Source organism: Salidesulfovibrio onnuriiensis, from assembly GCF_008001235.1.
GTDB classification, from domain to species: Bacteria; Desulfobacterota; Desulfovibrionia; order Desulfovibrionales; family Desulfovibrionaceae; genus Pseudodesulfovibrio; species Pseudodesulfovibrio onnuriiensis.
This window is the reverse complement of record NZ_CP040751.1, coordinates 979,430-991,759: the sequence shown is the minus strand read 5'-3', so window position 1 is coordinate 991,759 and position 12,330 is coordinate 979,430. Positions and strand designations below refer to the sequence as shown.

General features: G+C 62.5%; 12 protein-coding genes. 6 read left to right on the top strand and 6 right to left on the bottom strand.

The features are described 5' to 3' along the window. Positions 1-83: 83 nt before the first annotated feature. The 5 genes from corA (at position 84) to FGL65_RS04575 (ending at position 2,909) form a co-directional block, all read left to right on the top strand. Positions 84-998: a magnesium/cobalt transporter CorA gene (gene corA / locus FGL65_RS04595; RefSeq protein WP_187170538.1), complete on the top strand. Its 915-nt coding sequence runs from the start codon at positions 84-86 to the stop codon at positions 996-998. Positions 999-1,076: 78 nt separating this feature from the next. Further along, positions 1,077-1,739, top strand: a complete 663-nt coding sequence (locus tag FGL65_RS04590) for a metallophosphoesterase family protein (protein WP_147819878.1) — start codon at positions 1,077-1,079, stop codon at positions 1,737-1,739. A 3-nt stretch (positions 1,740-1,742) separates the two neighbouring features. Next, positions 1,743-2,213, top strand: a complete 471-nt coding sequence (locus FGL65_RS04585; RefSeq protein WP_147819877.1) for a 23S rRNA (pseudouridine(1915)-N(3))-methyltransferase RlmH — start codon at positions 1,743-1,745, stop codon at positions 2,211-2,213. Positions 2,214-2,224: 11 nt separating this feature from the next. Further along, positions 2,225-2,437, top strand: a complete 213-nt coding sequence (locus FGL65_RS04580) for a hypothetical protein (RefSeq protein ID WP_147819876.1) — start codon at positions 2,225-2,227, stop codon at positions 2,435-2,437. 1 nt (position 2,438) lies between these two features. After that, positions 2,439-2,909: an HAD family hydrolase gene (locus FGL65_RS04575; protein WP_147819875.1), complete on the top strand. Its 471-nt coding sequence runs from the start codon at positions 2,439-2,441 to the stop codon at positions 2,907-2,909. A gap of 63 nt (positions 2,910-2,972) precedes the next feature. Here FGL65_RS04575 and FGL65_RS04570 read toward each other — a convergent pair whose 3' ends face one another. Together FGL65_RS04570 and chrA are read right to left on the bottom strand one after the other, a co-directional pair. Next, a complete protein-coding gene (locus FGL65_RS04570; protein WP_147819874.1) occupies positions 2,973-5,393 on the bottom strand; it encodes a methyl-accepting chemotaxis protein in 2,421 nt (806 codons plus the stop codon). Between the two features lie 162 nt (positions 5,394-5,555). After that, positions 5,556-6,710, bottom strand: coding sequence for a chromate efflux transporter (gene chrA / locus FGL65_RS04565; protein ID WP_250645574.1), 1,155 nt, complete (start codon positions 6,708-6,710; stop codon positions 5,556-5,558). 124 nt (positions 6,711-6,834) lie between these two features. On the opposite strand from chrA, the gene FGL65_RS04560 reads away from it, so the two are divergent. Then, entirely contained in the window at positions 6,835-7,950 is a 1,116-nt protein-coding gene (locus FGL65_RS04560) for an AI-2E family transporter (RefSeq protein WP_147819872.1), read from the top strand. A gap of 136 nt (positions 7,951-8,086) precedes the next feature. Here the strand turns inward: FGL65_RS04560 and FGL65_RS04555 are convergent, their stop codons facing one another. The 4 genes from FGL65_RS04555 to FGL65_RS04540 form a co-directional block, all read right to left on the bottom strand. Next, complete coding sequence (locus FGL65_RS04555) at positions 8,087-9,553, bottom strand: sensor histidine kinase (RefSeq protein WP_250645573.1); 1,467 nt, start codon at positions 9,551-9,553, stop codon at positions 8,087-8,089. Positions 9,554-9,634: 81 nt separating this feature from the next. Further along, positions 9,635-10,792: an aminotransferase class V-fold PLP-dependent enzyme gene (locus tag FGL65_RS04550; protein WP_147819871.1), complete on the bottom strand. Its 1,158-nt coding sequence runs from the start codon at positions 10,790-10,792 to the stop codon at positions 9,635-9,637. 3 nt (positions 10,793-10,795) lie between these two features. After that, positions 10,796-11,887 (bottom strand): permease, encoded by a 1,092-nt coding sequence (locus tag FGL65_RS04545; protein WP_147819870.1) that lies wholly within the window; start codon positions 11,885-11,887, stop codon positions 10,796-10,798. Then, positions 11,875-12,201, bottom strand: a complete 327-nt coding sequence (locus FGL65_RS04540) for an ArsR/SmtB family transcription factor (protein ID WP_250645572.1) — start codon at positions 12,199-12,201, stop codon at positions 11,875-11,877. The genes FGL65_RS04545 and FGL65_RS04540 overlap by 13 nt, the downstream gene beginning before the upstream one ends. Positions 12,202-12,330 lie beyond the last annotated feature (129 nt).

Here is a 12,330-nt window from a genome sequence, read left to right as displayed (position 1 = left end):
GGGGCCGTGCAGGACTTCACCCCAACCTTGTGCATGCTCTCCTACAACCCGGACGTGTTCGAGGACATCTGCCCCTGCCCGGCATGGCCGGGAAGCCCGACATCCACGCGGACAGGACGACCCTGCTGCGCCTTGTGGGGGTTCACGACCCGGAGATCATCCGGGCCATCGGGGAATGGTTCTCCATTTCCCCCCTGGTGCTCGAAGACATCATGAACACGGGCCAGCATCCCAAGCTGGAATGGCAGGAGGACGACTCCCTGTTCATCGTCCTGAAGGACGCCGGATTCGACCGGTCCCGGGGCTGCATCACCCACGAGCACATGGCCATTCTTTGGAAGGACGACGTGGTCATCCTGTTCCAGGAAAAAAAGACCTCGCGCTTCGACGGGGTGTTGGAACGCGTCCGCAAGGGCCGCAAGATCCGCGCGGCCGGGGGCAGCTACCTGGTGGTGGCCCTGCTCGACGCCATCATAGACAAATACTACGGCACCCTCGAACAGATCAGCTCCCGCGCCGAGGAACTGGAAACCGCTCTGGAACGCAGGCAGTCCCAGAACAAGCTCCAGGAACTCTACCGGCTGCGGCGGGAGAACATCATCCTGCGCAACACGCTCATGCCCATCCGGGAGATGGTCTCGGAACTCATCCGGGACGAGGAGAACGGCTTCGGCCAGGATGCGCTCCCCTACCTGCGGGATGTGGGGGACCACGCCAACCAGGTAGCGGACGCCGTCAAGGCCCTCACGGAAATCATGCAGGGCATGATCGAACTCCAGATCTCCCTTTCCGGCATGCAGGCCAACCGCATCATGCAGGTGCTGACCCTGGTGGCCACCATCTTCATCCCCCTGACCTTTGTGGCGGGCATCTACGGCATGAACTTCGAGTACATGCCCGAGCTCAAGTGGCACTACGGCTATTTCATCATTCTCGGCGTCATGGGTGTCCTGGCCGTGGCCATGGCCGCCGTCTTCGTGCGCAAGCGCTGGTTCTGATCCGGAAAAAACCTTTGATAGCGGGCCGGTTTCCCCTTACCCTGTGGGCGACCAACATCGATTTTCCGGAGGACCGCAATGTACTGGATCGCGTTCGGCGACATCCACGAATCCACCAGCGTGCTGGCGGAAATCCCCGAGCTCGCCGGGGCCGAGGGCGTCATCATCACCGGCGACCTGACCAACCACGGCACCCCGAGCGCCATCAAGGGCGTCATCGGCGCGGTGGAGGCATACAACCGCACCATCCTGGCCCAGCCCGGCAACATGGACACCGAGGCCGTGGCGCGGCACCTGGACGACCTGGGCATCAACCTGCATCTGCAGATCCGCAGGCTCGCCCCGGGCCTCGGCATCATGGGCATCGGCCATTCCACGCCCACCCCCTTCGGCACCCCCGGCGAGGTTCCCGAATCCACCATCGAGCAATGGCTGGAGGAATGCTTCGAACGCGCGGAATCCATGCGCTTCGACACGCTCATCCTGGCCATCCACGAACCTCCCGCGAATACCCGGCTGGACATGATCGGCAACGGCCAGCACGTGGGCAGCCCGGTGGTGCGCCGCTTTATCGAGGAAAAGCAGCCCGCCCTGGTGCTCACCGGCCACATCCACGAATCCAGGGGCACGGACACCATCGGCGCGAGCACGGTGATCAACCCCGGCATGCTGGCCGGGGGCGGCTATGTGCGCCTGGACTACATCGGCGGCCGACTCACGGCCCAACTCAAGAACGTCTAGGCCATGAGCAAGATCGGTTTCATCTGGGTGGGCAAGCCCAAGGAAAAATTCTACGCCCAGGGGTGCGAGCACTACTGGAAAAAGCTTTCGCGCTTCTTCAAGCTGGAGGAAAGCATGGTCAAGGACGGCCCGGGCAAGCTGCCCGCCGCCGACCGCAACAAAAAGGAGGGCGAGGGAATCATGGCCAAGGCCAAGCCCTCGGACATGCTCATCATCCTGGATGAATTCGGGGACCGGATCACCTCCAAGAAGCTGGCGGCCCGGCTGCGCACCTGGACCGAGGACCCCAACCTGCGCCCCACCTTCGTCATCGGCGGTCCCTTCGGGCTCTCGGACGAGGTCAAAAACGCGGCCCGGGTCAAGCTGCGCCTGAGCGACATGACCCTGCCCCACGAGCTGGCGCGGCTCGTGCTCCTGGAACAACTCTACCGCGCGGGCACCATCCTGCGCGGCATGCCCTACCATCACGAATAAGGAAGGCCCCTATGCTGGACATGGACTATCTCGACAGGCTGGAAACATATTTCAAGGACGGCGACTGCAAGTTCGAATTCGACAACGGCGACGAGGAAAAACGCCTCCAGATCCTGGATTTCCTGGAAAGGATCATGGACCTGGCCGAGATCGCCGACGAACTTGCCACCAAGCTGATCTTCAAGGACGGCCTGAACGCCATGCTCGGCGCGGGGAAGCAGTAACATGCTGCGCGTGGAAATCCACGGCATCGGCGCGGTGGAACTCAATCATCTCGTGATGGACTACAACGGCACCATCGCCCATGACGGCGACTTGCTGCCCGGAGTGGCCGAGCGCATCCGGGCCCTGGCCCCGCTCCTGGAGATCACCGTGCTCACGGCAGACACCCACGGCACCTGCGAGGACAAGCTGGAAGGCCTGCCCTGCACGGTGCACGTCATCAGCGAAGGGGACGAGGGCAAGGCCAAGCGCGACTTCGTACGCGGCCTGGGCGTGGACCACTGCGCGGCCGTGGGCAACGGGCGCAACGACTGCCTCATGCTCAGCGAGTGCACCATCGGCATCGCCGTGATCCAGGGCGAATGCGCCTCGGCCCGGGCCGTGGCCTCGGCCGACCTCATCGCCACGGACATCCTCTCGGCCCTGGACCTGTTCCAGCATCCCCAACGGATCAACTCCTGCCTCCGATTCTAGCAAAGACAAAGGCCCCGCTTCCCGAGGGAAGCGGGGCCTTCTTTTTCTCAAACAATTCCCAGGCTAGGCCTCCTGCATGCGCTCGATGAGTTCCTTGAGCTGGCCAGCCAGCTGCGACAGGGACTCGATGGCGTTCTGGGACTCCTGCATGGCCGTGGCCGTTTCCGCGGAAATGACGTTGATCTCCTCGGTGGCCCGGTTGACCTCCTCGCTGGTGGCCGACTGCTGTTCCGCTGCCGTGGCTATGTTGCGGACCTGGTCCGCGGACTGTTCCACCAGGGAACGGATTTCCTCCATGGCCTCGCCGGACTGGTTGGCCAGCTCGGTGCTGGTGCGCACCGATTCGCGGGCCACCTCCGTGGCCTCCACGTTGCGCATGGCCCCGTCCTGAATGTCGGTGATGGCCTGGCCCACCTGCTTGGTGGCGTCCATGGTCTTCTCGGCCAGCTTGCGCACCTCGTCCGCGACCACGGCAAAACCGCGACCGGCCTCGCCGGCGCGGGCCGCCTCGATGGCCGCGTTCAGGGCCAGCAGGTTGGTCTGGTCCGCAATGTCCTCGATGACCTGCATGATGGCCCCGATGCTCTCGGTCTGCCTGCCCAGGGCGTCCATGCTGTCCTTGAGCTCCGCGGAACGGGCATCCACCTGGGCGATGGCTTCCACCACCTTGTCCACCAGTTCCGCACCGGTGCCGGCCTTGACCCTGGCCTCGTCCGCATTGGCGGCGGCGTCCGCGGCGTTGCGGGCCACCTCCAGCACCGTGGCGTTCATCTCTTCCATGGCCGTGGCCGTTTCCGCCGCGCGCTCGCGCTGCACGCCCGTGCCCTTGGAGGATTGCTCCACCTGGGCGGAAAGCTCTTCAGCGGCCGAGGAAAGCTGCTCGGCGATCTCGTCGGCGGAACGGGCGGCCTGCACGATGCGCTCCCGCTGTTCATTGGCCAGGCGTTCATTGGCCTTAATGGCCGTGGTCTCGGTCACGATGGTGAAAGCGCCGATGACCTTCCCGTCCAGGTCCTCCAGGACGGCCATATCCACAAGAATGTCGTATTCGCGGCCCTTGGCTCCCTGCCCGTGGGTTTCCTGGCCCACGATGACGCACCTGTCCTTGATGCACTTGCCCATCTGGGTTTCGCGGCCCGGGTCGCCGTACACGAATTCGGAGAAGCTCATGCCCATGTAGTCTCCGGGAATGCCGTCCTTCTGGAGCAGGTCCAGTTCCTGCTGGTTGACGAAGGAAATCCTTTCCTCGGTGTCCACCACCACGCAGGGGTAGGTCAGGCTGCGCAGAATGCCCTCGGAAAAGCCGAGCTTGTTCTTGAGCTCCAGGATCATGTCCCGCACCGACTCGATGGTGTCGCCGATGGCGTCCCTGACGTCATAGGAAATCTCCGCGTCGAAGTTGCCGTGGGAAACCTCGCCGGTGAAGGCGGACAATTCGTGCAGGGGCTTGGTGACCACCCGTATGAGCAACAGGAGCACGCCCACCACCGCAACCAGGGAAAGCACGGCCACCGTGATATTGGAAAGAAGCAGCTTGCGGTCCACGCCGTTGAAGATCTCGTTGCCGGTCATGGAAAACCCGTAGGACCAGCCCCAGGGCTCGAAATACTTGATGAAGACCTGCTTGTCCTGGCCCTTGAACTCGTAGGTGGCGTATCCGTCCTTGATGCTCTTGAAGAGCTCCCAGAACGGATATTCGACCAGGCTCTCGCCCTCCAGGCTCGGGTGCAGCACCAGGCCGCCCTTCTGGTTGAAGATGAACCCGTAGCCCTTGCCGCCGATCTTGGCGGCCTCCACGGCCTTGCGGAATTCCGGGGTCAGGATCTTCCGGCCCACGTAGATGACGCCCACGATCTTGCCGAAGGCGTCCTTGAGCGGCATGTAGGCGGTCTGGTACCAGTCGTTCACCACAAAGGCGATGCCGTAGTAGGTCTCGCCGTTCATGATGGACTTGTACACCGGGCTGCTGTCCGGAATGTAGGTGCCCACGGCGCGCTGGCCGTCCGTCTTCAGCACGTTGGTGGAAATGCGCAGCAGCTTGCCCGGAAGCAGCTGAAAGATGGTTGCGGTCCCGCCCACCTGTTTCTGGATCATGTCCACGAAATCATAGGTCCCGCTGATGACATGCCCCCCGAACTGCATGGTGGGAATGGTCACGTTCTCCTTTTCCTTGGTCACCTGGTTGACGATGTCCATGGTCACGGAGTTCCCCGCATTGATGAACGGGGAGCCGTACTTGGCCATTTCCTTCTGCATGAGATTGAGATCGGTCTTGACCTTGTCGGCCAGCAGGGAATGCTGCATTTCCATGAGATTGTACATGCTCTCGCCAAAGGACTGCATGGACGTTCGCCCCATCTCGGTGAGCGAATCCTTGACCTGGAACTGCGTCACAAGAGTCATGGTCAGAATGGCAGCGGCAACGATACAGACGGTACCCGCCAGAAGTTTGGTCTGGAAAGGCAACTTGAGCAACCGTGACATAAGCCCCCACTTTGGTATGCAATGTTCAACAGAAAGGAGAAATTCGAAAAAGCCCGATATTCGAAATTTCTCCGATTATGAACAGTACCGCCATGGGCAAACAATGTCAAAGCATTACAAATACGAAGGAAAAAAAGGGCACCGAAAAGAGGGGAAAAGGGCTCAGCCCAGCATGACGGAAAGGACGCCGCCCGCACAGACCACCCAGAGGATATCCACCCGCAGGCGCAGGGCGGCCAGGGCCCCGGCGCAGATCAGGGCCGAAGTCCAGTCCCACTGGGCGATGAGGGCGAAGCGCACGGCCACGGCGGCCATGAGCCCCACCAGGGAGATGAGGCTGCCCCTGAGCACGCGGCGGGCCACTGCCGACGCGGAAAGACGCTCGTAGAACGGGGTGGTCGCCAGGAGGATGAGCAGGGAGGGGGAGAACACGGCCACGGTGGCCGCGACCGCACCTGGAAGGCCCTTGACCGCATAGCCCACGAAGGTGGCGGTCATGACGATGGGGCCGGGCGTGACCTGGCCCAGGGCAATGCCGTCCATGAACTGAGGCTCGGTGAGCCAGGACCGGGCCTCAACCACCTCATGAAGCATAAGGGGCACGGACACGTAGCCTCCGCCAAAGGCGAACAGGTCGATCTTGGCCATGAGCGCGGCAAGGTCCCCCAGGGAGGGATCCAGCAGAAAGAGCGCTCCCCCGGCGACAAGCATGAACGCGGCCATGCCCAGGGCCGCACGGCGGTGGTCGCAGTGCAGGGCGGAGTGCTGAACGGCTGAGGATGCGCCCCGCTCCCCGCGAAACACGAACACGGCCAGCGCGCAGACCACGACCAGGGCCAGGATGGGGTTGCCCTTGAGCCCGAGCCAGACGCCCGCCAGCAGGGCCAGGGCCCATGCGGCCGGGGTATCCAGGTAGCGCAGGGAAAAGCCCAGGGCCGCATTGGCCATGAGCGCGATAACCACGGCCTGGAGCCCCGCGAACAGACGCTCCACCCAGACGATGTCCCGGGCCGAGAAATAGAGCGCGGACAGGACGAGCATGAGCGCAAAGGCGGGCAGGCTGAACCCCAGATAGGCGGCCACCGCCCCCCAGGCGCCCCGGGCGCGCAGGCCCGCGTAGGCGGCCATCTGCATGGCCGTGGCCCCGGGAATGAGCTGGGTGATGGACATGCCGAAGGCAAAGGACTCTTCCGAAAGCCAGCCCTGCCTGTCCACGGCCTGACGGCGGATATAGGGGATCATGGCCGGGCCGCCAAAGGCGGTCAGCCCGAGCCGCAGGAAAATGATGAATATCCGCCACAGCGCCGGTCGTTTCACGGTACACCTCTCCCCGCTCATTGCCACGGCAAGGCGGCCAATGCAACCCACTGCGGCGGTTGAGTAATCGGCGGCGTCCTGATACCAAGAAAAATCATACGACAACCCCAACACGGCGGTGACCATGTTCGACAGCGACAGACCCTATACCTTCGACCGCGTGGTGCGTCTCGCCCTGGCCGCGGCCCTGCTCTGGGCGGGCGTGAGCCTTGCCGGGTACCTGAGCGAGGCCCTGCTCCCGTTTGCGGCCGCCCTGGTGCTGGCCTACATGATCAACCCGCTGGTGGAACTGACCCAAAAGCTGATCAAGTCCCGTCCAGCGGCCGTGGTCCTGACACTGCTGCTGGTCACCGCGGCCTTGGTCGGCCTGATCTGGGTCCTGGTTCCGGTCATCGCTTCCGAGCTTTCCCACATGGGCTCCACGCTTTCGGAGCTGGTCAACAATTCGGCCCTGGCGCAAAAGGCTGCGGACCGGCTGCCGCCCGACCTGTGGCAGGCCATTCGCGACCTGGCCAAGAACGAGGACGTGCGCAGGTTCTTCAGTGAAACCGGACTTTCCGAGATGCTCCAGGCCGGGGCGAAAAAGGCCCTGCCCGGCATGTGGAAGATCATCAGCGGCACGGCCAACATCCTGCTGGCCCTGGCCGGGCTGGTGGTCGTCGGCCTGTACCTGAGCTTCATCCTGCTGGACTTCGGCAAATTCCGCGACAACTGGCAGGAGTACATCCCGGGCAAGTACCGGCAGACCGTGGTGGACTTTTTCGAGGAATTCACCACGGCCATGAACCGCTATTTCCGCACCCAGGCCCTCATCGCCCTGATCATGGGCGTGCTCTTTTCCCTGGGATTCAGCCTCATCGGACTACCCCTGGCCGTGGTGCTGGGCATGTTCACCGGGCTCCTGAATCTGGTTCCCTATCTCCAGATCGCCGGGCTCATACCGGCCTTTGCCCTGGCCGGGGTGGACGCCGTGATACACGGCCACAGCCTGTGGTACGGCTTCGCCCTGGTGGGCGGCGTGTTCGCAGTGGCGCAGCTCACCCAGGACGCGGTCCTGGTGCCGAGGCTGCAGGGCAAGGCCATGGGGCTCTCCCCCTGGCTCATCCTGCTCTCCCTGTCTGTCTGGGGGCAACTGCTCGGCTTCCTGGGCCTGATCATCGCCCTGCCCATGACCGTGCTCTGCCTGGCCTACTACCGGCGCTTTCTCAAGCAATCCCCCGCGCAGGGCTACAAGGGCTGACCCCCTTTTTGCGAAAAGGAACGTCCCGCACTCAAAACGCCCGGCGGCCAGATGGCCGCCGGGCGTTTTGAGTGCATGGTCTCCCCCTGCCGGAACCCGCTCATTTTCGCACGACAGTGAAGGGTCCAAAGAATGCTCAGGCGGCATACTTGGGCGGGAAGACCGGAGTGGGTTCCCCCTCCAGCTCGAAGGGCAGAATGAAATAGAACTCGTTGCCGTACTCATAGGGCAGGTAGCCCACCTCGCCCCGGTGCAGCTCCACCACCTGACGCACAAAATAGAGCCCGTGCCCGGTGCCGCTTTCCGCGGGCAGGTCCATGGCGCGGAATCCGGGATCGAAGATCTCCATGGGGTTGACCAGCCGCAAGGGCTCGCCCGTGGAAAAGACATGCATGCGGATGCCGTCCAGGCCCTCGGCAAAATGGTTCTTGAGAATCTTCCAGCCGTAGGACAGGAAGCGTCCCGTGCGCCCATCCGGCAGCTCGGCATCGCGGGTGTATTTCACGGCATTGGAAAACAGGTTGGCAAAGACCTGGGAGATGAGCCCCATGTCCATGAGCATGCGGATAGTCTGGTCCGGGGGCGCGCCGCCGATGCCCAGATCGACCTGGATGCCGCGTTCCTCCAGACGATGCCGGTACCGTTCCAACTGCGGCTCGATGACCTGGGTCCGGGGGTTGCACGGCTTCTTTTCCAGCACGTAACGGCCTTCCTCGAAATGGCGTCGGCGCAGCAGGGTTTCCAGAAACATGCTGGTCTGCACGTAGTGCCGGTAGATTTCGTCGAACTGCGACTTCATCCTCTCGTGCACCTGGAGGATGCGGTTCGCGCAGTTCTCGCAGGCCCCGCCCTCCACGGTCTCCACCCGCTCCATTTTCTCGCCTATGCCCTCCAGCTCGGTAATCATGCGCCGCAACTGGTTGAAATAGAGCTTGAAATAAATGTTGGGCACGATGACGTTGTGGCCGATGTCCTCCACCAGGTTGCGGATGAAGTTGAGATGCTCGCGGTTGCGGGCGCGCAGGATGCGGTTGTGCAGCTGGTAGCCCACCCGGTTGACGTACTTGCCCAGAAACAGCTTCATGTCCGGAAAAATCTCGCGGCCCTTGTGGATCACGAAATTGCCGATGATGTTGTCCGGCGGGATAAAGGGCAGCAGATCGTTGTATTCGGGATTGCAGCGGATGGGGAAATACAGATGGGTATCGGTCTCCACCTTTTCCCCGCAAAATTCGTCGTCCCAGCCGCGGATCTTTTCCCGGTCCGGGCCGTAGCCGTCGGAACAGGCTCCCAGGGAAAAGGTCTCCTCGTCCTCCAGCACGTAGATGCAGCATTCCAGGCCGAACATGATGCGCAGGATGTTCAGGCTGGTGGCGTAGAACATCTCACGGGTCCGGAATTCCTGGCTGAGATCGAAGAAAATGTTCAGGGCCCGCACCTGGCGGGGCGAAAAGTCGTATTCGTCATAGTCGGCGAGCTTTTCGCGAATGCGCTTGGAAACATAATTGAACCGCTCCGCACTGGAGATGAAGCAGAACTCCCCGTCTGCGACCATCTCGTCGTTGCAGCCAGTGACCAGGCTTTGGGAGCTGTCCGATTTCATGCCTCCTCCATGCGGGGACTCGGGTGACGGGTTTCCTTCTGTATAGCTTGCCCCCGATTTTCTGACAAGGCGGATGGCATTCTATTCTATTATTATTACGGTTTTTGTCCCCCGGCCGTTACAGCGTCCTGTCCAGGGCATCGAAGAACGCCTCGATGTCGGCCTCGTTGTTGTAGAAGTGCGGCGCGACGCGCACCACACCCATCCTGGCGGTGCAGTAAACCTCGCGTGCGGCAAGATCCCGCACGACCTTGTCCGGATCGTCCACAAAAAAGGAAACAATGCCGGAACGTTCCCCGGCCCCCAGGGGCTGACCACCTCCAGGCTCCGGCTGTCCAGTTCGGCCTTGACCATGTCCGTGAGGTCCATGATCCGGGTATGAATTCCGGCCATTCCCGCCTCGGCGATGATGTCCAGGCCTGCCTTGGCGGCCAGCGCTCCCATGATGTCCAGGGAACCGGGCTCCAGCCTTCTCGCCCCCTTCTTGGGGGAAAAATGCAGTTCCCAGCCGTCCACGGCCATGGTGCGCCACCCGGCCCAGGGCAGGGAAACGAGATGGTCCGCCTCCTCGGAAACATAAAGCAGGGCAGCCCCGCGCTGACCCAGGAGCCACTTGTAGGTGCCCGAGGACAGAAAGTGGATGCCGCATTCCCTGACGTCGAGCGGCAGCACGCCCAGGCCCTGGATGGCGTCCACGCAGAACAGCAGCCCCTTTTCCCGGCAAAACGAACCGATGGCCTTGAGATCGGCGGCGAATCCTGTCACGAAATCAACGGAACTGAGAGCAACCACCCTGGCGCCCGGCACCAGGGATTTTTCCAACTCCTCCACGCCGAATCGGCCGTCCTCGCGCTTGGGCACCTCCACGATGCGCACCCCGTCCTGCTCCAGATTCTTCCAGGCAAAGACGTTGGCCGGGAAATCCGGCACCGGCACCAGCACCGCGTCGCCCGGGCCGAGCTTCAGCCCTTGAGCCACGGCATTGAGTCCCATGGAGGTGTTGGAGACAAAGGCGACCTCCTCGCAGTCGGCCCCGATGAGATCGGCGACCGTCCCCCGGGCCTCCTCGGCCTGATCCATGTAGTAATCCACGCATTCGCGCCCCTGCATGGCCCAATCCTGAAAGAAACGGGCCATGGCATCCACCTGCCGCGTGGAGGCCGGGGTGGATGCGGAGTTGCTCAGGTAGACTTTGTTCTCGGTAATGGGAAACAGATTTCTATAGGAATGTATGTTCATGCGTCACAGTATCATGTTGAAGAGATACCCCACAATCAATATCCCGCAGCCCACCACCGAGGCAAAGGTGACGATGAGCCGGACCTTGAGCACCTTCTTGAGAATGAGCATTTCGGGAAGCGAAAGCGCGATCACCGACATCATGAAAGCCAAAGCCGATCCGAGCGCCGCTCCCTTACCGATAAGTGCATGAATCACCGGAACCACGCCTGCGGCGTTGGTATACATGGGGATGCCGATAACTACGGCCAGGGGCACGGACCACCAGGCCTCCCTGCCCATGATGGAGGCCATGAAGTCCTGAGGCACGTAGCCGTGAATGCCCGCGCCCACGGCAATGCCGAGCACCACGTAGACCCAGACCTTGCCCACGATCTCGCGCACGGCCTCCACCCCGGCCCGCGCGCGGTCGGAAAGGGTCAGGACGCCATGGGCGGGAGCGCCGCCCATGGAGAGCTGGTTGCGCACCCAGTCCTGTAAATGTTTCTCCATATGCAGACGGCCGATGACCCAGCCGGCCGCCATGGCGATGGTCAGCCCCGTGACCAGATAGAGCAGGGCCACCTTCCAGCCGAACATGCCGTAGAGCAAGACAAGGGCCACTTCGTTGACCATGGGCGCGGCAATGAGAAAGGAAAAGGTCACGCCCAGGGGAATGCCCGCGGAAACGAAACCCACGAACAGGGGCACGGCCGAGCAGGAGCAGAACGGGGTCAGCACGCCCAGGCAGGCGGCCATGCCGTTGCCCACCACTTCGCGCTTTCCGGCGAGCATGGCCCGTGTCTTCTCGGGCGTGAACCAGGACCGGACCACGCCGATGAAAAAGACGATCAGGGCCAGCAGCAGGAGCACTTTGGGGGTGTCGTAAACAAAGAATTCCACGGCTGCGCCCATGTGCGAGGCAGAGTCGAGCCCCAGCAGGGACTCGGTGACCCAGGAGGCAAAGGGCCGAAGTTGGGAATATACGGCCATCCAGAGCAGGAGCAGGGCTCCTCCCGCAAGGGTCATGCGGCCCGTGCTCCACTGTCTGGCCTGCGGCTTTCCGCCGCTCATGCAGGCGCACGGCTGTTGCGGCGCCATCTTCAGTTCCTGCATTGCGAACACCTCGTCTTCTTTCCCGATTTTGCGGTTTCTATACAATCAATGAACGCGCCCACGCACTCCAGCTCCAGCCGGTAATAGGCCCAGTTGCCCTGCTTGCGCGAAGAAACCACCCCGGCCCGCTTGAGCACGGCCAGGTGCCTGGACACGGTGGACATATCCAGCTCCACCAGCTTCTGCAGCTCGCAGACGCACTGCTCTCCCTGGCCCAGGGCCGCCAGCATGGCGAGCCGGGCCGGGTGGCCCATGGCCTTAAATACCTCGGCGGTCAGTTCGTAGGACTTGTCCGATTCCATCTGTTTCAACATGCGTTTCCTCGTCGTTTGTCTATTTGGCAAAATAGACAAATAGGTCCATGGGGTCAACCCTTGAGTGCGCGATTTACTGCCGCAGGAAATTATGCGAAGGTTCCCGGGAATTTCACGAGAGGGAGCCGC

What these genes read in the sequence shown, in the direction of transcription:
- corA (WP_187170538.1), top strand. Translation starts at nt 84, where the DNA reads ATGGCCGGGAAGCCCGACATCCACGCGGACAGGACGACCCTGCTGCGC.
- FGL65_RS04590 (WP_147819878.1), top strand. Translation starts at nt 1,077, where the DNA reads ATGTACTGGATCGCGTTCGGCGACATCCACGAATCCACCAGCGTGCTG.
- FGL65_RS04585 (WP_147819877.1), top strand. Translation starts at nt 1,743, where the DNA reads ATGAGCAAGATCGGTTTCATCTGGGTGGGCAAGCCCAAGGAAAAATTC.
- FGL65_RS04580 (WP_147819876.1), top strand. Translation starts at nt 2,225, where the DNA reads ATGCTGGACATGGACTATCTCGACAGGCTGGAAACATATTTCAAGGAC.
- FGL65_RS04575 (WP_147819875.1), top strand. Translation starts at nt 2,439, where the DNA reads ATGCTGCGCGTGGAAATCCACGGCATCGGCGCGGTGGAACTCAATCAT.
- FGL65_RS04570 (WP_147819874.1), bottom strand. Translation starts at nt 5,393, where the DNA reads ATGTCACGGTTGCTCAAGTTGCCTTTCCAGACCAAACTTCTGGCGGGT.
- FGL65_RS04560 (WP_147819872.1), top strand. Translation starts at nt 6,835, where the DNA reads ATGTTCGACAGCGACAGACCCTATACCTTCGACCGCGTGGTGCGTCTC.
- FGL65_RS04555 (WP_250645573.1), bottom strand. Translation starts at nt 9,553, where the DNA reads ATGAAATCGGACAGCTCCCAAAGCCTGGTCACTGGCTGCAACGACGAG.
- FGL65_RS04550 (WP_147819871.1), bottom strand. Translation starts at nt 10,792, where the DNA reads ATGAACATACATTCCTATAGAAATCTGTTTCCCATTACCGAGAACAAA.
- FGL65_RS04545 (WP_147819870.1), bottom strand. Translation starts at nt 11,887, where the DNA reads ATGCAGGAACTGAAGATGGCGCCGCAACAGCCGTGCGCCTGCATGAGC.
- FGL65_RS04540 (WP_250645572.1), bottom strand. Translation starts at nt 12,201, where the DNA reads ATGTTGAAACAGATGGAATCGGACAAGTCCTACGAACTGACCGCCGAG.